Origin of the sequence: Amycolatopsis thailandensis (genome assembly GCF_042723255.1) — a bacterium.
In the GTDB taxonomy this organism is placed as follows: domain Bacteria; phylum Actinomycetota; class Actinomycetes; order Mycobacteriales; family Pseudonocardiaceae; genus Amycolatopsis; species Amycolatopsis thailandensis.
In genome coordinates, this window is record NZ_JBHXJK010000024.1 from 60,942 (window position 1) to 84,962 (window position 24,021).

Consider the following 24,021-nt stretch of genomic DNA (forward strand, 5'->3'; position numbering starts at 1 on the left):
AGAACCTGACAGGAACTGATAAGCGCTGGTAGACGCGGTGTGAGGAGGTTGTGGAGGTCTTGTGGAGACCGCCGTCACAGCACGCTCGATCGGCATACTCGACGTCATGGTGATCGAAGAACGGCCGGTCCGTCCGGCGGCGCGTCGGGCTGCCGGGCGGAAGCTGGTCAGCGGGCTGCTCATCGCGGCGGTCGTCCCGTTCGCGGTGCTGACGGCGATGCGGCTGGTGGGCTACGACGGCAACACGTACACGATCGCCGCGCTCGCGCTGACGCCGTACGCCGGGATCGCGACACTCGTGCTCGGCGTCCTCGCGCTGGGCCTCCACCGCTGGTGGACCGCGGCCGTCGCCCTGGTGCTGACCTGCACGATCGCCGCGCTGGTGCTGCCCCGGGCATTCGGAGGTGAGCAGAAAGCGCTCGGTGGCAAGCATGTCCGAGTGCTCGCGTCGAACATGCTCGGAGGGCAGGCGGATCCGGACCGGATCGTCGGCTATGTGAAGGAACACCAGGTCGACGTCCTGAGCCTGACCGAGATGACACCCGAGGCGATCGCCGGGCTCGACCGGGCCGGGTTGTTCCAGCTCCTGCCGTACCGCGTCCTGCATCCGGCGGAGTGGGCGTCGGGCTCCGGACTGGTGTCGAGGTACCCGCTCACGCCGTTGAAGCTGAGCGGCGCTTCGGATTACAAGCAGCCGAGCGCGAGCCTGGACCTCGGCGACGGCGTCCGGATCGAGGTCGTCGCGGTCCATCCGGCGGCGCCGATGTGGGACAGGCACGTGTGGGTCGACGAAGCCAAGGACCTGCCCTACGCCGACGCCGAGCACGACATCCGGATCCTGGCGGGCGACTTCAACGCGAGCCTCGACCACTCGCTCTTCCGTGAGCTGCTGACCAGGGGATACGTGGACGCGGCCGATCAGCTCGGGAAGGCGTTGCAGGGCACCTGGACGAACGGGATGGTGCCGCCGGTGCCGATCGACCATGTGCTGGCGGACAAACGGACGGCCATCGCGGACTTCAAGGTGCTGGAGATGCCCGGCAGCGATCACGACGCGGTGTACGCGGAGGTCGTCCTGCCGTCCTCGTGAGTGGTAAGGACGGTTAGAGCCGATCGTGTCTTGAGTACCTACCGTCCGGCGGGTTTCGCGTGACCGCACGGACGACACACGCGACTGGGTGGACGGCTCGTGTGATCAGACGGACGACACGCGGCGCCAGCCGAGTCCCCGTCGTGTGTCGTCCGTCCGGTCACGTGTGTCGTCCGTCTGATCACAGGTGCCGTCCATCCGGTCACGCGAAAGTGAGGCAGAGGTGTCGTGAGCGTTTTGGTCGTCAGAACCGTCCTTACCACTCACGAGGCGAGCAGGGAGTCCAGTGCCGTGAGGGTTTCGAGGCCGTTGGTCGCGAGCGAGACGCCGCGGCCGTGCCGAACCTGCGGCTCGCGCGGGTTGATCCGGACCAGCGCGCCGGTCGCGGCGCTGGCCAGCTCCGAATAGCGCCGCACCGTCGGGACGGCCTGGCCGGCGCCGAGTTCCACCACCACGAGGTCGCGATGCTTCCGGCGCCACGCGTTCAGCTCGTCGAGCTGGGCCTGGCTGCGCTGCCCGAGCCAGTCGTAGTCGCCGAACATCAGGATGTTGGGCCGGGCGAGGCCGCCGCAGCGCGGGCACGACGGCAGCGGTGCCGGCGCACGCATCGTGTCCTCGTCGATCGGGACTTCGATGTCGTCCGCCTGCCAGATCTCGCCGGTGCACCGGTCGAGGCACTGGAGATGATGGATGGACCCGTGTGCTTCGGCGACGTTCGGGTACCCGGCCTTCTGGAACTGTCCGTCCACATTGGACGTGAACGCGCGCGTGCCGCCGGGTTTGGCCGCTCCCCAGGACAGCAGGAGACGGAACCCTTCGTGCGGGAGGGTCGCGCGGTACAACGCGAGCCGATGCCCGTAGAAGCCCCAGGCGAGCTCGGGATCTTCGGCGAAATGCCGCGGGTCGGCGAGCTCGACGAAGCTGATGCCCAGCCGCTCGTACGGCGGATACGCCTTCCAGAAACCCTCGTCACCCCGGAAATCGGGCAGGCCGGAGTCGACCCCCATCCCGGCGCCGGCGCAGACGAGCAGCGCGCCGGCGCCGTCGATCAGTTCCGCGGCTCGTTCGAGCTCACTCACCCGGCTTCGAAGCCTGGACGACCTCGAATTCCAGCAGGTTCGCGCCGCTGGAGACCGGCTTCGCGCGCTCGCCCGCGTGCGCCTCACGCGCCGGGCCGGACGCCCACGCCTGATAGGCCTCTTCGGACTCCCACTTCGTGTAGACGAAGTAGCGGCTTTCGCCGGAAACCGGGCGGAGCAGTTCGAAGCCGAGGAAACCGGGCTGATTGTCGACGGCGTGCAGCCGGGCGGCGAACCGCTTCTCCAGCTCGGGGCCTGCGCCTTCGGGGACCTCGATCGCGTTGATCTTCACGACAGCCATGCCGTCCACCCTACGGTGAAAGTCTTTTGCGCCGCGATGTGATGCGTGGGACCTTCCAGGGGATGGCTGACACGAAGATCCTCATCTCCGGAGCGAGCGTCGCCGGCCCGGCCCTGGCCTTCTGGCTCACCCGGTACGGCTTCGAGGTGACCGTCGTGGAGCGCGCGCCTTCGCCGCGACCCGGCGGTCAGGCCGTCGACCTGCGCGGAACGGCCAAGGAGGTCGCCCGCCGGATGGGCCTGGACGGACGCATCCGCGAGGCGTGCACGGACACCAAGGGCGAGACGCTGGTCGACCGGAAGAACCGCACGAAGGCCACCATCCGCGCGGACGACTTCGACGGCGACGGCGTCGTCGCCGAGATCGAGATCCTCCGCGGCGACCTGACCGATGTGCTGTACGAGGCCACCCGGGAGACGACGGAGTATGTCTTCGGCGACCGGATCACCGCGCTGGACGAGCGAGCCGACGGCGTCGACGTCACCTTCGCGGGTGGTTCCCGGAGGACGTTCGACATGGTCATCGGGGCGGACGGACTCCATTCGGGAGTGCGGGCGCTGGCCTTCGGCGAGGAGTCCCGCTACGTCCGGCACCTGGGGGCCTACCTGGCGTTCTTCACCGTGCCGAACCGGCTCGGCCTGCGGAACTGGGCGATCGGCTTCGACGACGTCGGCCGGTCCGCCGGGATCCGCGGCATCCGTGACGGTGACGAGGCGATGGCCTACTTCGGGTTCGCTTCGGAGAAGGTCGACTACGACTATCGCGACGTCGAAGCGCAGAAAGAGCTGGTCCGGGGTTTCGCCGCCGGAATGGAGTGGGAGGCGCCCTGGCTGCTGGAGCGGCTGGACGACGCTCCCGACTTCTACTTCGACTCGTGCGCGCAGGTGATCATGGAGTCGTGGTCGCGCGGCCGGATCGGACTGCTGGGCGACGCCGCCTTCTGCCCGTCGCCGCTCTCGGGGCAGGGCACGAGCCTGGCGTTCGTCGGCGCGTACGTCCTCGCCGGGGAACTCGCGGCCGACCTCGACGGCGGGCTCAAGCGCTACGAAGCGGTGATGCGCGAGTTCGTCGAGAAGACGCAGGAGATGGGGCGGGCGAACGCGGAGTCGATCTTCGCGAAGTCGCGGACGGCGCTGCGGATGCGGTACCTGATGCTGCGGGTGATGCGGCTGAAGCCGGTCGCCGCGCTGGCCTCGCGGAAGATGCGGGACGTGGTGAACGGCATCGACCTGCCGGACTACCCCACGCCGCATTCAGAGGACTAAACGCGCTGGTCTCGGGTGCGAGGAGGGGGAAGGCCGAGTTTCCTTCGCTCAGCCGCGTGTGCTTCGACGGTGACCGCCGAGGTCCCTGGGGCGCCTGTGACGACCAGGCGTTCCGTGAAGGCCTCCTTCACTACCTTGAGGGTAGGCAAGGAGGCCTTCACGGACAGCCCAGCTCGCCCTCAACCGCATTCAGAGGACTGAACGCGCCGGTCCGGGGACCCGCCCTTCACAGGCGAATATGGCAGGTCGATCCTGCCGAGCAGGCGTTTCCTCGCTGCCTTGAGGGCGGGGACCGGACTGGCGGGCGGCCCAAGCGTCCACATGGGCCACTTAGCGGCAGTTGAGCGTCCGATTCATGCCTGTATGGGCTGTTCTGCGTGGGGTCGTGAGTGATAAAGAGGGTTAGAACCATCCTTGCCACTCACGACCCCTTCGCAAAGCCGCGCAAAGTGCCCAAAACGGGCGTTCCGGCTGGAAAGAGTGTCTCATGTGGACGGTCGAAGTCGTGATCTGCTCCCGCGGACCAGTGCAGGGCCGGCCGCCGAAAGCCCTGCCCGGCAGGAGACTCGATCACGCCACCTGAAAACGCGCCGCGTCCGGGATCAGCCTCGGAGGGTGCCGGGCAGGAGTTCGGCGTCCGGCGGGATCGTCGTGCCGTGGAACCACGCGTCGAAGAACGGCCGCAGATCCTGCTCCGCGAGCTTGATCGTGAACGCCTCGAAATCCGGCCACGACGCGTTGGCGTTCCGGTACGCCGCCGGCCACTCCTTCAGCAGCCGCGCGAACGTGCCTTCGCCGATCTTCCGCCGCAGCGCGTGGATGGCCAGGATCCCTTTGTCGTAGACGCCGTGGAATTCCTGCCCGACCCCCATGTCGACCAGCTTCGGCGTCCAGAAATCCTTGCTGCCCCGCATGATTTCGAGCGCGGCGCGGTAGCGGTCGTCGAGGTTCTCGTTGTCCCGCGATTCCTGCCACAGCCATTGCGCGTACGACGCGAAGCATTCGTTCAGGCAGATGTCGGACCACGAGTTCAACGTCACCGAATCGCCGAACCACTGGTGTGCGGTTTCGTGCACGACGGTGATCAGGTCGGCCCATTTCGCGTACGTCGGCCTGGTCTGGGTCTCCAGCGAGAAGTGGATGTCCTCGTCGAGGTAGATCCCGCCCGCCGCGTCCACCGGGTACGGCCCGAACTTCGAGGTCAGGAAGCCGATGATCTCCGGCAGCCGCCTGCCGGTGTCGCGCCTGTCCTCCGCGCCCGGCGCGTACGCGTTGACCAGCGGCGTCCCGTCCGGGAGCGCCATCCGGTCGACGGTGAACTTGTCGATCGCCACCGTGGTCAGGTACGGCGCCACGGGCGTGCGCTCCTGCCAGGACGTCGTGGACCAGCCGTTCGCCGAGGTCTTCTGGATCTCGCGGCCGTTCGAGATGACGGTCCAGCCGTCCGGCACGCGGGCGGTGAGGGTGAACATCGCCTTGTCGCGCGGGGTTTCGTTGACCGGATACCAGAACGACGCCGAATGCGGCTCGCCGACGATGAACGCGCCGCCGTCCTTGGACTTCTGCCAGCCGTTCTCGCTGCCGCCCGCCTTGGGCGTCGCCGACGGGTCGCCGCCGTAGAGGACCTTCGTGTGGAAGGTGGTCCCGTTCCGGATCGGCTCGGCGGGCGTCACCACCAGCTCGAACTCGCCCTCGCGGGCGAACTTCGCCGGTTTCCCCTCCACTTCGACGGATTGGACGGTCAAGCCGCGTAAGTCCAAGTTGTACCGATCGAGGTCTTGGGTCGCCTTCGCGATCACCGTGGTGTCGCCGTCGAGACGCCCTTTCGCGGGGTCGTAAGTGATCCCGACCTGGTATTCGACGGCGTCGTAGCCGCCGTTTCCGTCCATCGGGTAGTACGGATCGCCCGCGCCCGCCGCGCCCGGCGCCGGATGCATCGGCGGCGGTGGAGGGGGCGCGGCCGGGGGAGGATCGGCACTGCAACCGATAATCAGGGCGCAGACGACCCCCAGGACCAGACTGGCGGCGGGGACACGGCTGCGCATGGAGGGGAGCTTAGTGGTGATCGAGCGCGACGGGTTGATCACTTTCGGCGGTGAAGGCCCGCCGATCGTCCTCCTGCACGGGTTGATGGGCAGGGCGACGACCTGGTGGCGGGTCGCGCGAAGGCTCGAACCGTACGGGCGTGTCCACGGCCTCGACGCGCGCGGTCACGGTCGCGGACCGCGTGGCGGGACCTGGCGCACCGAGCGGTTCGCCGAAGACGTCGCCGAGGTGCTGCGGACCTTCGACGAACCCGCGGTCCTGATCGGACATTCCATGGGCGGCCTGCACGCGTGGGTCACCGCGGCCACGCATCCCGGACTCGTCCGCGCCGTGGTCTGCGAGGACTTCGCGCCGGATCAGCGCGGCCGGACCGTGGACACCTGGCGCGGCTACTTCGAATCCTGGCCGGTCCCGTTCCGGTCACTGGCCCACGTGCGCGAATTCTTCGGCGACACCGGCGACTATTTCATCGAATGCGTCGAGGAACGGGAAGACGGATATCACCTGATCGCGTCGCTTTCCGATCTTTACGAGATCGCGGCGGAATGGGGTCGCCGGGATTTCTGGGAATTCGTCGAGCGCGTCGAATGCCCGCTGCTCGCGATCGAAGGCGAGCGGACGGCGATGCCGCACGGCCAGCAGGCCGAACTGGCCGCGCGCGTGCCCGGCGGCCTTGGACGGCATATCGTCGTCCAAGGCGCCGGGCACGTGGTGCACGACGAAGCACCGGAGACCTACCTCGGTGCCGTCGAAGCGTTTCTCTCCGACGTCCTGGGTCAGCGCTTGGCGAGCTGAGCGTCGATCCAGGCGCGCAGCTTCGTCTCGCCCGGGTAGCCGATGTTCCGCGCGGACGGCAGTTCGGCGGCGTTGCGGACACCGACCAGCGTCGGCAGGTAGCGGATGTTGTACTTGGTGGACAGGTCCCGGCTCTGGTCGACGTCGACCTCGCCGAGCAGGAACTTGCCGCCGTACTCACCGGCGAGCCGTTCGATCACCGGTTTCATCTGGCGGCACGGCGGGCACCAGGTGGCGCCGAAGTCCATGATGACCAGCTTCTGTTTCGAGATGTCCATGACTTCGGCGTAGTTGCCCGAGGTCACCGTCATCACGTTCTCGGCCGCCGGTGACGGCGCGGCGGAGGCCGCGCCGTTGCCGAAACCGGTGATGAGCGCCAGCACACCGGCCAGCACGCAGACGAACCGTTTGGTCTTGGACAAGACAATCTCCTTCGCGGGAAAGTCCACTCAGGACGACGACCCGGTCGGCAGTCCGCCGGCGACCCAGTCTTCGATGCCTTCGCGGTACTTACGGACGTTCTTGTACCCGAGCTCGATCAGCCGCCGCCCCACGAATTCACTGTTGCGGCACGGCGTGTTCGCGCAATAGACGACGATCGCGGCCGTCTTGTCCGGAAGTACCGTCGGTGCCAGCTGGTCGGTGAATTCGGCGGCCTGTTCGTAGGGGAATCCCGGAATGTTGCGCGCTTCCGGAAGATGTTCCTTTTCGAAATAGGCGACCGGCATCGTGTCGACCACGACCACCGTTCCGGCCTCCATTCGGGAGAGCAATTCCGTACGAGTGATCAACGGCAGCATGGTGCCCCTTCTCAGACGACCTCGATTGACGATTTCCATCGTCGGCCGTCTCTCGGGACACGATCTAGTGCCGCCTCGACATGCCGAAGGGTTATCCGGCGGCCAGCCTGCCGTGACGGTGCAGCCAGCCACGGTAGGGCGCCGTCCGCTCGGCGAGCCGCCAGTAGCCGGCCGTCGCCTCGCCGGCGAGCTCCGCGACACCGGGCGCGCAGGGGCCGTCCTCCCGCCAGGCGAGCACGTGCCGCACGCACATCGGCGCGCCCGCCAGCGGCCGGATGGACAGGCCGTCCGACGGCGGCCTGGTCGGCTGGACCAGCCCGACGCCGTGCCCGCCGCTGACCAGGTCTTCCCGCGCGGTGTCGATGTCGACGTCGTGGGTGATCCGGGGGTCGAAACCGTGCGCGAGACACATTTCGCGGAACACCACCCGGCAGCCGTCGCCGCCGCTCGACACGATCCAGTCCTCACCGGCCAGTTCGGTGAGTTCGATCTCCTCTTCACCGGCGAGCGGGTGTTCCGCGGGCACCGCGACGAACGACGGTTCTTCGACCAGGGTCAGGGTCCGCACCTCCGGCGGCACCGGAAGGCCGCGCCTGCCGCAGATCATGATCAGCGCGAGGTCGATGCCCCGGTTCGCGACCTGGGCGAGCAGCCGGGTGCGCGAGGTGTCCGCGCGGGTGCGAAACGGTTCCCCGGGTCTCAGATCGCGCAGCCCGGCGAGCAGCGAACCCGTGATGGCACTGTCGTTCCAGCCGATCCTGATCGATTCGCCCACCTCGGGTTCCTGCCGGTGGAAGTCGTGCTCCAGCTCGTCGAAGGTGAGGACGATCGCCTTGGCCCGCCGCAGGATCAGCGCGCCGAGTTCGGTGGGCCGCACCCCGTGCTGGTCGCGGTGGAACAGGGAACCGCCGACCATCCGCTCGATCCGGCGCAACTGGTGGCTGAGCGCGGGCTGCCCGAGCCCGAGTCCGGCGGCGGCACGGTTGAGGCTTCCGGAGGCAGCGATCTCGCAGATCACTCGAAGATGCCGAACCTGAATCTCCATGACTTCGTATACCGCGCTCCGCGCGTGTCCGGCACCCCCGAAGGTCGCGCCGATTTCACCGTTGTCGCGTACGCGCGAAAGATCTCTCGAATTCCTATAACGCGATGACAACCACGGTCGGCAATACCGGGGGTCACTCGCCGTGGCTACGTTCGGTCGACGCCTCATTCTCCCCGCATATCCGCTAATCAGGAGCCGTCTTGCTGCGACCACTGCCGCTCACGGAGCATTGCGCTGATCCACTCGCGCGAGCCGAGCACGTCTGCATCGGCATCAGCCCGTTCAACAGCTATTTCACGGTGGAACGGATCGCCGATCTCGCCCGCTGGGCCATGTCGGCTTTCAATGGTTTCCATTTCTTCGTCCCGGACGGCCCGTCCGCGTTCACCCTCGAAGCGCTCGGTTACGACCCGGCTCGTGCCGCGCAGAAGGCGCAGCGGCAAGGCAACTACACGCGCAACAAGATCGTCCGGGCGCTGCTGCAGGTCTGCCCTTCCGATCCGAACACCCTGATCCTGGACGCCGCGGCGCTCGAAGCCGATCCCGCGTATCTCGGCCTGCTTTCCGAGGCGCACCAACGCTTCGCCCTGGACCCGGAGTTCGCCGAGCAGTGTCTCGGCGCCACGAACTGGGTGCTGGACCGGCGGCTGCCCGAAGGCGAACACCCCACCCGTGACCAGTTGCGCAGCGCGGTCCGGTACTTCCTGGCCGAGTTGCCGATGTTCGTCGGCACCGTCGCGGTGGCGGGCGTCGGCAGTTCCGTGTTCGCCTATCACCAGCGGGTCTCGTTCCTCGAACGGCTCTACCGCGGCGAACTCTCGTGGCGGCCGCTGCCGGGGCAGGGCTTCGTCGTCCTCGAACAGGCCGTTCCGGAGCAGGCTGTCTCGGAACGGGTGGAGTGAGGCGTGGAAAACGACGACTTCTCCCTGCGCCGGGTACCCGCCGAGCGCCGCTATTCCTGGGTTTCCGTCGCGCTGCAACGGTTCGGGCAGGTGTCCTCGTTCCACCAGTTCCTGCTCGGCGCGGTCCTCGGGTTCGGGATGACGTTCTGGGACGCGGTACTGGCCATCACGATCGGTTCGGTGCTGCTGGAGATCATCACCATCCTGATGGGTGTCGCCGGCACGCGGGAAGGGCTGTCGACGTCGGTGCTCGCGCGCTGGACGGGGTTCGGCACCGGCGGGTCCTCGCTGGTCGGGCTCCTCATGACGCTGAGCCTGGCCGGCTGGTTCGGGGTGCAGAACGACGTGTTCGCCCACGGCCTCCACGCCCTGATGGGCGGCCCGCCGGTGTGGGTGTGGGCGCTCGCGGGCGGCGCGCTGGTCACCGCGATCGTCGTGTTCGGTTTCCACGCGATGGCCTGGACGGCGTACCTCACGGTGCCCGCCTTCCTCGCGCTGGCGGGATACTCGATCGTCTCCGCGCTCAGCGGCCATTCGCTGTCCACGCTGACGACCGAGCCGCCGCCGGGGCCGTCGATGTCGCTGGCGCAGGGCACCACGCTGGTGGCCGGCGCGTTCATCATGGGCGCGATCATGACCCCGGACATGACGCGGTTCAACCGGACAGCGTCCGACGTGGTGAAGCAGACGCTGGTCAGCGTCACCCTCGGCCAGTACCTGATCGGCCTGATCGGCGTCCTGCTCGCGCACGCGGCGAAGAGCGCCGACGTGGTCGGGATCATCACGTCGTCGTCCGGTGTGCTGGGCACGTTGATCCTGGTCACCGCGATCCTGAAGATCAACGACTGGAACCTTTACTCGTCCTCGCTCGGGCTGGTGAACACCGTGCAGGTGCTGCTGTCCCGGCGGCTGGACCGCACGACGGCGACGCTGCTGCTCGGCGGCCTCGGCACGGTGCTCTCCGCGATCGGCATCCTCGATCACTTCACCACCTTCCTGACCTGGGTCGGTGTGCTCACGCCGCCGGTGGCGGGGGTGGTGATCGCCGAGTACTACGTGGTGCGGCGCTGGAAACCGGATCTGGAGGCCACGCGCGCGTCCGGGGAACTGCCGTCGAAGTGCCCGACCTGGGTGCCCGGCGCGCTGGTCTGCTGGGCGGCCGGGGCCGCGGTCGGGATCTGGCTGCCGTGGGGAATCGCCACGGTGAACTCCGTTCTCGGTGCTTTTCTCCTGTATATTCTTCTCGGCAGACGGACCACGGCCGCGGCGGTTCCCGCGGCGATGACTTCTTCCGGCGGGTCGAAAACCCGTTCGTGACAAAGGAGTTCGACGTCGTACAGCTGGATGTCCACCACCTGCGGGTGATCCGGGCGATCGCGGACACGGGCAGTCTTTCCCGTGCCGCGATCGCTCTCGGTGTCACCCAGCCCGCGGTGTCCGCGCAACTCAAACGGCTGGAGAACATGCTGGGCTACCAGTTGTTCGACCGGAGCGAGGGCAGTGCCAAACCGACACCGATGGGCGAACTGTTGTTGCGCCGCACCGCCGCTTTGCTGCCACAGCTGGACAAACTGCTCGAAGACATCGAGCAGCGCGTCTGTCCCAGCGGCCCACCCGACGTCGTCCGGGTGGTGGCGGTGGCCAGCGCGCTGGTCGCGTATCTGCCGTCACTGGTGAGCCGGCTCTGGCCGGAAGTCTCCGAAGTGCAGGTCGTGCACGACGACCACCCCGAGCGGCTGCTGCCGCTGCTCGCCCAGCGGCGCGCGGAATTGGGGCTGGTCAAGGATTACCCGGGCTACGAGCTCGAAATACCGGCGAGCGTGGACACCGCGGTGGTCGCGACCGAGCCGACCTTCGTCCTGCTGCCGAGAGACCATCCGCTGGCGAGCAGGGAAAGCATCGACCTGCGAGAGCTGCGGGACGAATCGTGGGTGATGGTGTCCGATTCCTCGGCGGCCACGTTCACGAAGTACTTCGCCGACACCTGCGCGGGGCACGGCTTCAGCCCGACGGTCAGTCATCAGGTGACTTCGCAGCAGGTGGCGCTTCTGGTGGTCAAGGCCGGCGCGATCGGCCTGTCGCAGCCGATCTGCGATCCGTGCGACGACGGCATCGTGACCCGGCCGCTTCGCGGGGATGTGTTGCCGCGCAGGCACATTCTCGCCTGGAATCGGGAGACCTTCGTCGCCGGGCGGCGGGACGAGCTGATCTCCGCCGTGGTCGAAACGTACTGGGCCGAGGCGAGGAAGGCGCCGGTCTATGCCGCCTACCTGGACAAGCGTGAGCGGTAAGGACGGTCCCCCTATTCGGAGATAAGGCGAAGGTGGCGTGCCCGCCCGCACGCGTCGGCCCCGGGACTCCGACGCCCACGCGAGGAAAATGTCCCCTTCACCGCGCTGATCACCGCCGGGCACTGGTCCGTGAAGGCCTCCTTGAGGGACCCAGAGTCCCTCAAGGAGGCCTTCACGGACTTGGCACCCGTCAGGGACGACTATGTTCTGCCGCCACTGGCCGTCCTTACCGAGCACGACCCCTTCGGCCCGGTGCTGTCCGGCGCCCAGTGTTGCGAAAGTGGCTTTCGCGACGCTCTCGTGCCGGGACCGCGTGCCCGGGACCTGCACCAAGCCGTGAAGGCCTCCTTCCCTACCCTGAAAGTAGGGAAGGAGGCCTTCACGGACCTCGCCGCTCACGAAGATCTCCGGCGCCGAGGCGAAGGGAGGCTCAGGTCACCGGCCCGCCGCCGGGCAAGCGCTCACCGTCCGGGATACAGGAGCGCGTCCGGCGGCCGCACCGTGCCGTCCAGCCACGCGGCGTTGAACTCGCCGAGATCCCGCTGCGTCATCGCGGAGACGTAGAGCTCGAAGTCGTGCCAGTTCTGGTTTCCCTGCGGGTTGATCGCCGGGAAGCCGGACACGATCTGGAAGAACGCCTCGTCGCCGATCAGCCGCCGCAGCGCGTGCACCATCAGCACCGCCTTGGTGGTGGGCGCGAACTCGGCGCCCTTGCCCGGATCGGTGAGTTTCGGCGCCCAGAAAGCCGGGTCCTCGCTCACCTTGGTCACCGTTTCGCGGTATCGCCGGTCCAGATCGGCGCCGTTCTTGGCCTCGTCCCACAGCCACACCGCGTACTGCGCGATGGACTCGGGCATCAGCGTGTCGCGCCACATCTTGCCGGTCACCCCGGCGCCCCACCATTGATACGCGGTGGCGTACACCAGATCGGCCATCGTCGCCGTGCGGCCGTACACCGGCCGGGTCTGCGCGCCGTGCGTGTAGCCGAGGGAACGGTCGAGGAACAGGCCGCCCGCCGCCGATTGCGGGTAGTCGCCGAACTTCCCGGTGAGGAATTCCAGCACCTCGGGCAGCCGCCCGCCGATCTTGCGCTTGTCGACGGCGCACGGGTGGTAGGCGTTGATCGCCGTCCGGCCACCGGGAAGCGTGATCCGCTCGACCTCCCAGCGTCCGATGCCGAGCATCGCCGTGCTCGGCGCGAGGGCGGTGTCCTCCGCCCAGGTGACGGTGTGCCGTCCGAGGCCCGACGGCACGTCGGAGACCTGGAAACCATTGCCCACCACGGCGAATTCGTCCAGGACGGTGACGGAGACACGCAAGGTCGCCTTGTCGACTTCGGTGCCGTTGACCGGGAACCAGGTCATCGCCGACCGCGGCTGGCCGGTGGCCACGGCGGAATCGCCGGAGGTGGCCAGCCAGCCGACCCGGCCCCGCGCCGTGGTGAGCGGCTCCGGCCGCCCGTCGTAACCGACCACCACGGTGAACCGCTTGCCCGCGGCCAACGGGGTCTTCGGGGTGATCACGAGCTCGTGCTCGCCGACCCGCCGGAACGTCGCGGCCACTCCGTCGACGGAGACCGAGCGCACGGTGAGACCGCGCAGGTCGAGGTCGAACCGGCTCAGGTCCTGAGTGGCCGTCGCGGTGATCGTCGCCTTGCCGCTCAACAGCATCGAGTACGGCGCGTAGTCCAGCGCGAGCGAGTACTTGTCGACGTCGTAGCCGCCGTTGCCGTCCTTCGGGTAATAAGAATCGGGGCCGAGGACGGTGCCATCGGGCGAGACGTGCACGTACCCGTCGCTGCCGGGTGCCGGCTGAGCCGCCGCCGAAGCCTGGCACGTGCCGATCATCGTGGTGGCGAGCAACGCGGTGCACAGTGGCTCTTGCCACCGAATCCGCACGGTCATGAACGGGCCTTCTCTCTACGGGGGAGGATGCCCGGCCATCGTGCGTACGCCCGCGCCGCGCGCGGCAGTGTCAGCCGGTCATGCCTCGGGGTTATCCCGGGCCTGTCGCCGGTATTCGCGAGGCGTGACGCCGCAGGCGGTCCGGAACGCCCGGGTGAAGTCGGCCGCGCGGGGAAAGCCCCAGCGGGCCGCGATCGCGTGCACGGGAGTGTCGGACATGGCGGGGTCGGCCAGGTCGCGGCGGGCCCGTTCCAGCCGCTGCCGCCGGATCCACGCCGCCACCGTCTCCTCCTGGTCCTTGAACAGCATGTGCAGGTGACTACGGGAGATGTGGTGGGCGTCGGCGATCGAGCCGGGTGACAAGCCGGGGTCGTGCAGGTTCTGTCGCACGAACGCCCGGATCCGCAGGACGAGGTTGCGGCGCCTACTCTCGGTGGGCACGGTGCGGCCGTCGTCCAGCGCCCGGCAGAAGAACGCGGTCACCAGGTCCAGGACCGTGGTCTCCAGCTGTGGCGCGTCCTCGGGACGGTAGACCCCGGCGTCGCTCACGATCTGGGTCACCACTCGGGCCAGCAGCGCGCCGTACCCGGACCTCCCGCCGAGGGAGCGACCGACGAGCCTCTCGACCCGGCCCTGCCGCAGGGGCAGCGCGGCATAGGGAAACCCGATCCACGTCTCGCCGCGCATCCCGCCGTCCACCGGTCTGTCGTAGGGCACCCTGGAGTCCAGGATCGACCAGTCGTGCGGGCGGAGCGCGACCTCGTCCTTCCGGATCCCGATGCTCCGGGAATCCACCGAGAAGGAGAGGTGCAGTACTCCCGGATCGAAACGCCTGACGAGCCGTGGCGTCCGTCTCAGGAGCATCGAGGGCATCGCGCCGGTCGCTGTCGCGACGGATATCGCACCGGTGCTCAGCACGCGCTGGGCGAATCGGAAATCGGGCCGGGGATCGCCGCGGAGTTCGACGATCGACGATTCGCCGAGAAGGCCGAAAGAGGCGTCCTCCCGGTCCTCGACGGGCAGATCGTCGGTCCGGAAGTCCGTCGTGATGAGCATCTGCCGTCCCCCTGCGCTCGTGATGGCCCCGCTCTCACCGACTATCCAGCCTTCGGCCGCCGAAGGCATCGGCTGAAAGGATCAGCGACTCCTCGCCAATTGACGACGACGGAGTGCGAAGGACCACCGATCCGGTGTTCGCCATTCTTGAGAAGTCACCGGAAGGGCCGCCGGGACTGGGGGTGGAGGCGTCCTTTGCCGTGTCCGATGCGGCGAAGGACGCCTTCGGCCGATAACCCGACGGCATAGCCGCCGGGAACTATCCGCGCCGCGCCGGGGAGGAGATCGTCGAAGCATGCTGCCCTTCCCGGCGCTGTTCGCGCTGACGACGACGGTCTTCCTCGGCTGCCTCACCGAAGTGCTGCCCGCCGGGCTGCTGCTGGGCATGTCCGCGGATCTGGGCGTTTCCCCCTCCGTCACCGGGCAGCTCGTGACGGTCTACGCGATCACCACCGCGCTCACCGCCATCCCGCTCACCAGCGCGACCCTGCGGGTGCCGCGCAAACGCTTGCTCCTGGCGCTGATCGCCGGTTTCCTGGTCACCAACCTGGTGATCGCGGTGTCCTCGTCGTATCCGCTGATCCTGGCCACGCGGATGGTTTCCGGCGCGCTGACCGGGGTGATGTGGTCTCTCGTCGCCGGCTACGCGATGCGCCTCGCCCCGCCGGGACTCACCGGGCGCGCGCTGGCCGTGGCCATGTCCGGCACCCCGATCGGCTTCGCGCTCGGCGTCCCCGCCGGGACCGCGCTCGGCGAACTGGCCGGCTGGCGCTGGGCGTTCGCCGTGATGGCGCTGATCACCGTGCCGCTGCTGGTGTGGGTGCTCGTCGCGGTGCCCGCCGTGCCCGCGGACCCGGCGGGGCACACCCGCCCGCTGGCCGCGTCACGGCTGCCGGGAATGCGTCCCGTGCTGGCCACGGTGGCGCTGTTCTCGTTGGGGCACAACGTGGCCTACACCTACATCGGCCCGGTGCTCGCCGGGCTGGACGCGGCGACGATGCTGGGCGCGGCGCTGCTGGTGTTCGGCTGTGCCGCGGTCGGCGGGCTGGTCGCGGTCGGTTCCGCGCTCGACCGTCATCCGCGCGCCGTCCTGGTCTCCTGTACCGCCATGACGGCCACCGCCATCGTCCTGACCGGACTGAGCGGCGGGGTGCACGGTCTGGTGCTGGCCGCCGCCGCGTTGTGGGGCCTGGCGTTCGGTGGCGCGCCCACGGCGTTCCAGGCCGTCACCGCCCTGATCGCGGGCCCCACCGCCGACGCCGCCCAGTCGCTCACGATCGCGGCCTGGAACGGCGCCGTCGCCGGTGGGGCCCTCATCGGCGGACTCGTGCTGCCACTGGGAACGTCCCTGCTCCCGTGGTGCGCCGCCCTTTTGGTCCTCTCGCCGTTGCTGTTCAGCCGGCGAGTCGTGCTTTCAGCGCCCGCAGATCAGTGCCCGGCCCGACGATGAGCGGCCAGACGTCGGAGCCGAGGAACCCGGTCTCGTCGGTCGCCATGGTCGCGCCGCAGGCGTCGCGCTCCAGTCCGTTCCTGGCCGCCACCGCGGCGACGGCGTCCTTTGTGGACTGACCGAATACGCCGTCGACGGGGACGGCGAATCCGCGTGTCCGCAGGAGTTCCTGCGCCACCCGAACTCGCGGCCCGGCGTCGCCGGGTTTGAGCAGCGGCCACTCCGGCAGGTCGGCCTTCGGCGACGCGGAGCCCAGCAGCTTCCCGACCGCGGTGCGCAGTTCCGGAAGCCGGTCGTACAGCACGGTTCCCGGGCATTCGGTCGAGTTGAAGTCCCGGTGTCCCTTGATGAACTCCGGCGAGATCCCGTACTGCGAAGCGATATACGCGACCATCTTCACCAGCGAGTCCCAGAGCGCGGGCGTGACGTCTTCCTTGCTGTACAGGCCCTCGTTCTCGATCCCGATGCAGGTGCTGTTGTTGTTGCCCACGTTGGCGCCCAGCACGTGCTGGGTCCCGCCGCGCAGGATCTCCAGGCTGCGATGCCGCCCTTCGGTGATGTGCCCGCCGCGGCTGTTCGTGAACTGCTGCCCGCTGTCCACCCAGCCGCGGGTGTCCATGTGGAAATTCTGGATCGAGCGCGACGCCCAGTAGGCGTGTTCGAGCGTGTAGTCGGTGACGTTCCCCGGATCGACCGTGTGGTGCACGACGATGTACGTCGGTTTGTGGTTCTGCACCTCGATCGCCCCGTTCGGCGGCCGGGCACCCCAGGCCGCCGTGTCGTGGATCGTCGGTTCCTGTACTGCCCCAGTCGCCGCGACTGCGGCGGAAATTGTCGTCGTCCCCAGTAGCCCGACGGCGCTTACCGTCAGGCCGCCCTTGAGCGCGGTACGTCGGTCGAAGTCGGCCACGGGCGTAACTCCCATCATGCGCGTTGGCCGGAAAACTAACCCGCCATCGCGTCGATGACAACCATTGACCAACTTTTGTCGTAATGCGTTAGTGTTCGCCAGGGAGCGCGAAGAGGCCGTCGCCGGTCTGTTCGAGCAGGCCGTCGACCAGCAGCGAGTCGAGGCACCGGTCACGCTGCCCGGATTCCTGCCAGACGAGGTCGAGCCGCGCCTTCTCGACCGGGCCCTCGCTGCCGCGCAGGACGTCGAGCAGCAGCCCGCGCACCTGGCGATCGGTCCCGGCGAACTTCTGGACCTGTTTCGCCGGGCCGGCGTAGGCGGGTCTGCCCGCGTGCTGCCAGGCGCAGTCGTCGTAGATCGGGCAGTCCGCGCACCGCGGTGAACGGGCGGTGCAGACGAGCGCGCCGAGTTCCATCAGCGCCGCCGAGAGTTTCGCGGCGGGCGCGTCCTCCGGCGGCAGCAGCGCCTCGACGTCGGCCATGTCGCGGGTGTTCGACGGCGGCCCGGCGTCGCCCGCGCCGTGCACCGCCCTGGCGACCACGCGCCGGACGTTCGTGTCGACCACCGGCGCCCGCTTGCCGTACGCGAAGGCCGCGACCGCTCGCGCGGTGTACGCGCCGATACCCGGCAACGCGAGCAGAGTGTCCACATCGGACGGTACGACGTCGCCGTGTTCGGCGGCGATGACGGCGGCCGCCGCGTGCAGCCGCAACGCGCGTCGCGGGTAGCCGAGCTTGCCCCAGGCGCGGACGACCTCGCCCTGTGAGGACGCCGCCAGCGCCGAGGGAACCGGCCAGCGCGCCATCCATTCGAGCCAGATCGGCTGGACGCGCGCGACCGGTGTCTGCTGCAGCATGATCTCGCTGACCAGCACGCCCCAGGCGGTGCATTCCGGCTCACGCCAGGGCAGGTCGCGCCCCACCTCGTCGAACCATCCGGTCAGTACATCCGCGTCGACGCCCACCCGGCCAGCTTAGGGAAGTACGTGAAGGCCCCCTTCATGTACCTAGGCGCAAGGGGTCCCGGCAAAGTCGCGTAACCGGGTGTCGACGGGGAGAGATTCCGGCCGTTGAACGTCCGTAATCTTCCCCCGTCACCTCGTCTGCTACTGGTCGCGCCTGGCACGGTCTTGATCAACGGCGGATCGGGGACGTTGAGTGTCCCGGATCCTCCGTTGATCAAGGTCCAAGACCGGGCATCCCTGGCGACGATGAAGGAATTGGGACGTTCAACGTCCCAATTCCTTCATCGTCACGCCCTGGCAGCCGCGGAACCACCACGCACGCCCGGTCAGGCGCAGGTAGGTAAACACCCGGTCCGCTCTAACCCGAAACGCCACTCACGACCACCTGGACCGACCTGCGCGTAGGTGGTGTCGGGGGGTGTGTTGTGAAAGCCACTTTCGCAACCTTCAACGTTGCGAAAGTGGCTTTCACAACCTCCTTGACCAGTGGAGAGGCGACTTTGCCGAGCCCCTGACCTTCAAGGTAGGCAAGGAGGCCTTCACGACGCACGAGGCCAGGCCGCGGGGAAGCAAGGGACCTTTGCTATCACCGAAGCCTCTGACCTGCGAAAAGACAGCAAGGGACCTTTGCTGTCGCGTCGCCGGGCCCGCCGCCGTGGCAGTCTGGGTTCATGCAGGTCAAGACCGGCCGCTGGGCCCGGCTCGCCACGGTCGGCCAGGCCCACTGGTTCTTCGGGAACCTCTACGAAGCCGTCGTCGACGTTCCCCGCCTCACCGGCGATCGCTCCCCCGGGCTCCTCGCGTCCGGCAGCCCCGCGCGCTACTTCATCCCGGCGGCGCCCGCGACGATCGCGTCGACGGCGCTCGCCCTCACCGGCAGCTGGCACGACGGCGGCGATCGGCGCGCGATCGTCACCGCCGCCGCGGGCACGGCCGTCGCCACCGGCATCACGGTCCACCTCGTCCGTTCGGTGAACTTGACGCTGCTGAAGGAACAGCCGGACCAGGCCCGGCGCGAAGAACTCGCCAAGAAATGGCATCGCGCGAACCTGGTCCGGCTGGCTCTGCTCATCGTCGTACGGTTTGCTTTCCGCCGAGCCACAGCAGACCGTCGACGGTGAAACGGTTCTGCACCTCACTCGCGAAGGTCGACGAGAGCGGCTGGTTCGTCTCGTAGTTCATCTTGTTGTGCCCGAAGTTGGCGTACAGCATCTTGTACTTGTTGTTGGTCCAGAGGATCGGGTAGTACCCGCTGTACCAGGACTGGTTCGGATCGGTCCCCAGCGGGAAGCTCACCGGGTCCACCGAAGCGAGGATCCTGATGTCCGGATTCTTGCGCAGGTCGTTGTTCCAGGCGTACCACTCGCTCACCGAAGAGGTGAACGTCGCGGGCAGCCGCGTGGTCGACGGGTGCGGCCGGTTCTCCACCTTGAGCGTCGCCGTCGTCGGACCCCAGGTGTTGGACTTGAACCCGCCGGTGCCCAGGAACCTGTTGTGGTACCAATCCCAAGCCGACGGGTTGGTGTTGAAAGCCGCCACATGGAAACCGAAGAACGCGCCGCCCGCGTTCATGTACCGCTCGAAGCCCGAGCGCTGCGCCGAGGTCTGCGGCAGGTCGTCCAGGAACAGCACGACCTGGTATTGCGAGGGCTGAAGCGAGTTGAGCTGGTTCCAGTTGTCGGTCGCGGTGTAGCTGAAGTTGTTCTGTGAAGCGGTTTTCGGGAACCACTGGTTGGCTTCCTTGACGAAGCTGATGTGCGCCGCGTCGTAGGTTCCGTTGTAGAAGGCCAGCACCTTGAACGCGGGTGCCGCCTGCGCCGTCACCGGCGCCATCGCCAGCGCGAGACACGAAACGAACAGCAGAGCGAGCCGGACCGCGAATCTCCTCATACCTCACCACCCATGCCGATAGCGAAGGCCGAACCCGAACGGGAACAGCCCGGACTTTCCATCACCGACGTTGATCGGCTGCTGGTCAGCACTGCGCATCCACGTCACCGGCAACTTGCCGGTGGGGTTGTAGTCACCGAAGAGGACGTCCGCGACGCCCTGGCCTTCCGAGCCGGGCAGCCACGACGCGATCAGCCCGTCCCAGTCCGGCAGCTGCGGAGCGATGTCCAGCGGCCGCCCGGAAACGAGCACCACCACGGTCGGCACCCCGCTGCCCTGAAGGCGCTTCAAGGTCGCCAGATCTTCGGCGTCGAGCCCCATTCCCTCCGGCTTGTCACCGCGCCCCTCGGCGTACGGCGTCTCCCCGACCACCGCGACCGCGACGTCATACGACCTGTCGATCCCGTTCCCCTCCTTGTCGAAGGTGACCGTGGACGAGGGTTTCGCGGTGTGCCGGATCCCTTGCAGGATGGTCGTTCCCTCGGTGACCGGGCCGCTCTTGCCCTGCCAGCCGACGGTCCAGCCGCCGCTCTGGTTGCCGATGTCGTCGGCGCTCTTGCCCGCGACGAAGATCCGGTTGCGTGCCTTGTCCAGCGGCAGCACCCGGTTCTCGTTCTTCAGCAGTACCTGCGATTCGCGGACAGCCTTCCGCGCGAGGGCGCGATGCTCGTCGCTGCCGATGGTCTTGATGAACCGGCGATCGGTCAGCGGCCGCTCGAAAAGGCCCAGCTCGAACTTCTTCGTGAGGATGCGCCGGTTCGCGTCGTCGATCCGCGCCCGCGTGACCCGCCCGGCGAGGACTTCGGCCTTCAGCGTGTCCATGAACTTCTGGTACTCGAAGGGCACCATGACCATGTCGATGCCGGCGTTGATCGACGCGGTGACCTCGGCCGGGGTGAAGCCGGGTTGCCGGTCGATCTGATCGATGCCGTTGTAGTCCGAGATCACGAGGCCGGAGAACCCGAGCTCGCCCTTGAGCACGTCGTTGATCAGGTAGGAACCGGCGTGCATCTTGAGGCCGTTCCAGCTGCTGTAGGAGATCATCACCGACCCGACCCCGCGACGGACGGCCTCACGGAACGGCGGTAGGTGCACCGCGCGGAGTTCGGCTTCGCTGATGTCGGTCTCGCCCTGATCGTCGCCGCCGGTCGTGCCGCCGTCGCCGATGTAGTGTTTCGCGGTCGCGAGGACCGAGCCCGGCGCGGACAGTGAACGGCCCTGCATGCCGTCGATGGCCGTCGTCATCGCGGTGGCGATTTCCGGTACCTCACCGAAGGATTCGTACGTCCGGCCCCACCGATCGTTGCGCGCGACGCACAGGCAGGGCGCGAAGTTCCAGTCGATCCCGGTGCCCGACACCTCTTCCGCGGTCGCGCGGCCGATCTTCTCGACCAGTTCGGGATCGCGCGTCGCGCCGAGCCCGATGTTGTGCGGGAAGACGGTGGCGCCGTAGAGCCCGTTGTGGCCGTGGACGGCGTCGACGCCGTAGATCAGCGGAATGCCGAGCCGGGTGGCGAGCGCTTCTTTCTGGAAACCGTCGTACATGTCGGCCCAGGTCACCGCGTTGTTCGGGGTCGGCTGGGAGCTGCCGCCGGAGAGCAGGGAGCCGAGCAGCCCCTTGGTGACGTCGCCGGGCGCCTTGATGCCGAGGCGTTCGGCCTGCGTCATCTGGCCGATCTTCTCTTCGAGCGTCATGCGTGACAGCAGATCGGCGACGCGGACCTTCACCGGCCGCCAGGCGTCCCGGTACGCGGGGCCGTTTCCGGCCAGTGCCGGGGTGTGCGATCCCAGTACGAGCGCGGCGGTCACTATCCCCAGGGTGAATCTCCGCATCCGGGTCCTCCTCGACACACGGGCGTAAGTTCAAGGCTTGAATTAACGCATGACACGGCATCCATGGTCTAGACCTGCGAAAAAGACGGTTCCCACTGACCGACATCGGCCCGGATCGATAACCTGGGAATTATGGAACTGCGGGATATCGAGATCTTCCTGGCGCTGGCCGACGAACTGCATTTCGGCCGCACCGCGGAACGGCTGCACGTCTCGCAGGCACGGGTGAGCCAGTCGATCAAACAGGTCGAGCGCCGGATCGGCGCGCCGCTGTTCGCCCGCACCAGCAGGCGGGTCCGGCTCACGCCGATCGGCGAACGGCTCCGGGACGACCTCGGCCCCGCGTACCGCGCGCTGCACGAGGGGATCGATCGCGCGGTCGCGGCCGGACGCGGGATCGGCGGCGTGCTGCGACTGGGCTTCGAGGCACCCGGCGTCGCCGATCTGATCGAAGAACCGCTCAACCGTTTCCGGCAGCGCTACCCGGACACGGAACTGCTCATCCGCGAGGCCGATTTCGCCGACCCGTTCGCGATGCTGCGCTCGGGTGAAATCGACGTACTGGTGACCCTGCTGCCGGTCGACGAAGCCGATCTCGCCACCGGACCGGCCGTGTACACCGAACCGATGGTGCTCGCGGTGTCGTCGAAACACCCTTTCGCGCGACGGAAATCCGTCACCCTGGACGACCTCGCCCGCGACACCGTCCTCCGCGCGGCGCATCCGCCGGAGCCGTACTGGGTCGAGGAACCGCGGCGCTGGCTGACCCCGGCCGGGCACCCCGTGACCCGGGGCAAGCCCTTCGCGACGTTCCAGGAACTGCTCGCCGCGATCGCCACCGGCGCCGGCATCTGCCCGCTAGCCGCGCACGCGCGCGAGTACTTCAGCCACCCGCGAATCCGCTTCGTGCCCTTCGCCGGTTCGCCCGACGTCGAGTGGGGCCTCGTCTGGCAGCGCTCCGCCGAGACTGCCCGCGTACAGGCCTTCGCGACCGTCGCCTCCGCCTCAAGTACATGAAGGCCCCCTTCCCGCACCTAGGCGCAAGGAAGGGGGCCTTCATGTACTTCCGATGAGCTAGCCGAGGGTCTTCTCGACCCAGTCCTGCTCCAGCTTCACGACCTGACCGTTCACAGCCACGGTCGGCGTGCCGAAACCGGGCCCGCTGCCGAAGTCCTGCTGCAACGAGGGATCCGTCGAGATCTTCTTGTACGCGTCCTGGATCTGCTGCTCGTAGACGCCGGTGTTGATCGCCGTCACGAAGGCCGGGTCGGTGATCCCGACGTCCTGCCCGAGCTTGATCAGCTGCGCCTTGTCGAACCCGCGCGCGCCCTCCTGCGGCTGATCCTTGAACAGCGCGTCGTGGAAGGCGAGGAACTTGCCCGCGTCGGCCGCGGCGAGCGAGGCGTTGGCCGAGTCCATCGAGTAACCCGGCGGGTCGGAGCGCTGGTTGAGCATCGGCAGCATGTGGTACCGGATGGTCAGCGTCCCGTTGTTCACCTGCTCGTGGAGCTTGTCCTTGAACGTCTCCTCGAACTGCTTGCAGATCGGGCACAGGAAGTCGGCGTAGACGTCGATGGTCTTCGCGGCCCCGGGCTTGCCGGCGCTCACGACGGCTCCGTCGCGCTTCTCGACGACACCGGGTGCCCAGGTGCCCGTCGGTACCGCGATGTCCTTGCCCTCGGTGGAGTTCTTGCTGGACGTCGTCCAGATCACGCCGCCGATCACCAGCGCGGCGAGCACGATCACCGCGACGGTGATCGCGACGACCTTCTTCTTGTCGCCGCCCGCGACGCCCCTGGCCTGTGCCACCGAGCGTGCCGCCGTTTCCTGCTGCTTGCGTTTCCGAGCGTTGCGCTCAGCTCCACCCACGATTATTCGTTCCCTTCAGCGATACCCACATAGTCGTCGTCGGCGGGGCCCCCGGAGTTCCCGAGCCAGCCGTCCACCGACAGCCAGGTCCGCGGCCGCACGATCAGCCAGACACCGAGGAGCGCGAACCCGAGGTCCCTGGCGATCTCCTGCGGATACTGCGTCTGATCCGCGGCGATCTGACCGCCACCGCCGAAGCAGCCGCAGTCGATGCTCAGCCCGCGCGCCCAGGATTGGGCGATCGCGGCGATGAGCACCGCCAGCAGCAGCACCGACAGCACCGACACCCACCGGGTCACGAACCCGGCGAGCAGCAACAGGCCGAGCGCCAGCTCGATGAGCGGCATCCCGATCGCGACCGGTCGGACGAACCCGTCCGGCAGGACGTCGAAGGCCTGCACCGCGATGTAGGTCTGCCCCGGATCGCTGATCTTCAGCGCTCCGGAGACCAACCAGACGGCGGCGAGTCCGAGCCGGGCGAGTGTGCCCACGGCGTCGAGTACGACTTGGGGCGGTCTACGCACGGGCTTA

23 protein-coding genes are annotated in these 24,021 nt (G+C 68.1%); 9 read left to right on the forward strand and 14 right to left on the reverse strand.

What is annotated here, in order from left to right; translation table 11 throughout:
* Positions 1-61 precede the first annotated feature (61 nt).
* A complete protein-coding gene (locus ACFWMR_RS12400) occupies positions 62-1,090 on the forward strand; it encodes an endonuclease/exonuclease/phosphatase family protein (protein WP_378378417.1) in 1,029 nt (342 codons plus the stop codon).
* A gap of 263 nt (positions 1,091-1,353) precedes the next feature.
* Here ACFWMR_RS12400 and ACFWMR_RS12405 read toward each other — a convergent pair whose 3' ends face one another.
* Together ACFWMR_RS12405 and ACFWMR_RS12410 are read right to left on the reverse strand one after the other, a co-directional pair.
* Positions 1,354-2,169: an SIR2 family NAD-dependent protein deacylase gene (locus tag ACFWMR_RS12405; protein WP_378378418.1), complete on the reverse strand. Its 816-nt coding sequence runs from the start codon at positions 2,167-2,169 to the stop codon at positions 1,354-1,356.
* Positions 2,162-2,470, reverse strand: coding sequence for an antibiotic biosynthesis monooxygenase family protein (locus ACFWMR_RS12410; RefSeq protein WP_005165349.1), 309 nt, complete (start codon positions 2,468-2,470; stop codon positions 2,162-2,164). Before ACFWMR_RS12410 ends, ACFWMR_RS12405 begins: the two co-directional genes overlap by 8 nt.
* A 62-nt stretch (positions 2,471-2,532) precedes the next feature.
* Between ACFWMR_RS12410 and ACFWMR_RS12415 the strand changes: the two genes are divergently transcribed.
* Positions 2,533-3,735 carry an FAD-dependent monooxygenase gene (locus ACFWMR_RS12415; RefSeq protein WP_378378419.1) on the forward strand — a complete coding sequence of 401 codons (1,203 nt, stop codon included), beginning with the start codon at positions 2,533-2,535 and terminating at the stop codon, positions 3,733-3,735.
* A gap of 602 nt (positions 3,736-4,337) precedes the next feature.
* Here the strand turns inward: ACFWMR_RS12415 and ACFWMR_RS12420 are convergent.
* Positions 4,338-5,780 carry a M1 family metallopeptidase gene (locus ACFWMR_RS12420; protein ID WP_378279871.1) on the reverse strand — a complete coding sequence of 481 codons (1,443 nt, stop codon included), beginning with the start codon at positions 5,778-5,780 and terminating at the stop codon, positions 4,338-4,340.
* On the opposite strand from ACFWMR_RS12420, the gene ACFWMR_RS12425 reads away from it, so the two are divergent.
* Positions 5,779-6,576, forward strand: a complete 798-nt coding sequence (locus ACFWMR_RS12425) for an alpha/beta fold hydrolase (protein WP_378378420.1) — start codon at positions 5,779-5,781, stop codon at positions 6,574-6,576. The genes ACFWMR_RS12420 and ACFWMR_RS12425 overlap by 2 nt on opposite strands.
* Here the strand turns inward: ACFWMR_RS12425 and ACFWMR_RS12430 are convergent.
* From ACFWMR_RS12430 to ACFWMR_RS12440, 3 genes are all read right to left on the reverse strand, one after another.
* Positions 6,558-6,998, reverse strand: coding sequence for a thioredoxin family protein (locus ACFWMR_RS12430; RefSeq protein ID WP_093935425.1), 441 nt, complete (start codon positions 6,996-6,998; stop codon positions 6,558-6,560). The genes ACFWMR_RS12425 and ACFWMR_RS12430 overlap by 19 nt on opposite strands.
* 27 nt (positions 6,999-7,025) lie before the next feature.
* Entirely contained in the window at positions 7,026-7,376 is a 351-nt protein-coding gene (locus tag ACFWMR_RS12435) for a rhodanese-like domain-containing protein (RefSeq protein ID WP_093935409.1), read from the reverse strand.
* A gap of 91 nt (positions 7,377-7,467) precedes the next feature.
* The gene (locus ACFWMR_RS12440) at positions 7,468-8,421 is read right to left on the reverse strand and encodes a LysR family transcriptional regulator (RefSeq protein ID WP_378378421.1); all 954 of its coding nucleotides are present in this window, start codon (positions 8,419-8,421) and stop codon (positions 7,468-7,470) included.
* Between the two features lie 200 nt (positions 8,422-8,621).
* On the opposite strand from ACFWMR_RS12440, the gene ACFWMR_RS12445 reads away from it, so the two are divergent.
* From ACFWMR_RS12445 to ACFWMR_RS12455, 3 genes are read left to right on the forward strand one after another with little or no spacing between them, the layout of a single operon-like run.
* Positions 8,622-9,323, forward strand: coding sequence for a tRNA-dependent cyclodipeptide synthase (locus tag ACFWMR_RS12445; protein ID WP_378378422.1), 702 nt, complete (start codon positions 8,622-8,624; stop codon positions 9,321-9,323).
* 3 nt (positions 9,324-9,326) lie between these two features.
* Complete coding sequence (locus ACFWMR_RS12450) at positions 9,327-10,640, forward strand: purine-cytosine permease family protein (protein ID WP_378378423.1); 1,314 nt, start codon at positions 9,327-9,329, stop codon at positions 10,638-10,640.
* A complete protein-coding gene (locus tag ACFWMR_RS12455) occupies positions 10,637-11,614 on the forward strand; it encodes a LysR family transcriptional regulator (protein WP_093935405.1) in 978 nt (325 codons plus the stop codon). Before ACFWMR_RS12450 ends, ACFWMR_RS12455 begins: the two co-directional genes overlap by 4 nt.
* A gap of 461 nt (positions 11,615-12,075) precedes the next feature.
* Here the strand turns inward: ACFWMR_RS12455 and ACFWMR_RS12460 are convergent, their stop codons facing one another.
* Together ACFWMR_RS12460 and ACFWMR_RS12465 are read right to left on the reverse strand one after the other, a co-directional pair.
* Positions 12,076-13,518: a M1 family metallopeptidase gene (locus ACFWMR_RS12460; protein WP_378378424.1), complete on the reverse strand. Its 1,443-nt coding sequence runs from the start codon at positions 13,516-13,518 to the stop codon at positions 12,076-12,078.
* A 78-nt stretch (positions 13,519-13,596) separates the two neighbouring features.
* The gene (locus tag ACFWMR_RS12465) at positions 13,597-14,574 is read right to left on the reverse strand and encodes a helix-turn-helix domain-containing protein (RefSeq protein ID WP_378378425.1); all 978 of its coding nucleotides are present in this window, start codon (positions 14,572-14,574) and stop codon (positions 13,597-13,599) included.
* Positions 14,575-14,869: 295 nt separating this feature from the next.
* On the opposite strand from ACFWMR_RS12465, the gene ACFWMR_RS12470 reads away from it, so the two are divergent.
* On the forward strand, positions 14,870-16,024 hold the full coding sequence (locus ACFWMR_RS12470) for an MFS transporter (RefSeq protein ID WP_378378426.1): 1,155 nt from the start codon (positions 14,870-14,872) through the stop codon (positions 16,022-16,024).
* On the opposite strand, the gene ACFWMR_RS12475 is transcribed toward ACFWMR_RS12470, so the two are convergent.
* Both ACFWMR_RS12475 and ACFWMR_RS12480 read right to left on the reverse strand, forming a co-directional pair.
* Positions 15,969-16,934: a peptidoglycan recognition protein family protein gene (locus ACFWMR_RS12475; protein WP_093935402.1), complete on the reverse strand. Its 966-nt coding sequence runs from the start codon at positions 16,932-16,934 to the stop codon at positions 15,969-15,971. The genes ACFWMR_RS12470 and ACFWMR_RS12475 overlap by 56 nt on opposite strands.
* A gap of 88 nt (positions 16,935-17,022) precedes the next feature.
* Entirely contained in the window at positions 17,023-17,898 is an 876-nt protein-coding gene (locus ACFWMR_RS12480) for an A/G-specific adenine glycosylase (RefSeq protein ID WP_378378427.1), read from the reverse strand.
* A gap of 671 nt (positions 17,899-18,569) precedes the next feature.
* On the opposite strand from ACFWMR_RS12480, the gene ACFWMR_RS12485 reads away from it, so the two are divergent.
* A complete protein-coding gene (locus ACFWMR_RS12485) occupies positions 18,570-19,019 on the forward strand; it encodes an anthrone oxygenase family protein (protein ID WP_378378428.1) in 450 nt (149 codons plus the stop codon).
* Here ACFWMR_RS12485 and ACFWMR_RS12490 read toward each other — a convergent pair.
* Both ACFWMR_RS12490 and ACFWMR_RS12495 read right to left on the reverse strand, forming a co-directional pair.
* Positions 18,967-19,788, reverse strand: a complete 822-nt coding sequence (locus ACFWMR_RS12490) for a ThuA domain-containing protein (RefSeq protein ID WP_378378429.1) — start codon at positions 19,786-19,788, stop codon at positions 18,967-18,969. The genes ACFWMR_RS12485 and ACFWMR_RS12490 overlap by 53 nt on opposite strands.
* A gap of 3 nt (positions 19,789-19,791) precedes the next feature.
* Positions 19,792-21,621, reverse strand: a complete 1,830-nt coding sequence (locus ACFWMR_RS12495; RefSeq protein ID WP_378378430.1) for a glycoside hydrolase family 3 protein — start codon at positions 21,619-21,621, stop codon at positions 19,792-19,794.
* Between the two features lie 132 nt (positions 21,622-21,753).
* Between ACFWMR_RS12495 and ACFWMR_RS12500 the strand changes: the two genes are divergently transcribed.
* Positions 21,754-22,638, forward strand: coding sequence for a LysR family transcriptional regulator (locus tag ACFWMR_RS12500; RefSeq protein WP_378378431.1), 885 nt, complete (start codon positions 21,754-21,756; stop codon positions 22,636-22,638).
* A gap of 57 nt (positions 22,639-22,695) precedes the next feature.
* On the opposite strand, the gene ACFWMR_RS12505 is transcribed toward ACFWMR_RS12500, so the two are convergent.
* On the reverse strand, positions 22,696-23,490 hold the full coding sequence (locus ACFWMR_RS12505; protein ID WP_378378432.1) for a DsbA family protein: 795 nt from the start codon (positions 23,488-23,490) through the stop codon (positions 22,696-22,698).
* Positions 23,491-23,492: 2 nt separating this feature from the next.
* Positions 23,493-23,981, reverse strand: coding sequence for a MauE/DoxX family redox-associated membrane protein (locus ACFWMR_RS12510; RefSeq protein ID WP_093936120.1), 489 nt, complete (start codon positions 23,979-23,981; stop codon positions 23,493-23,495).
* Positions 23,982-24,021: the final 40 nt, after the last annotated feature.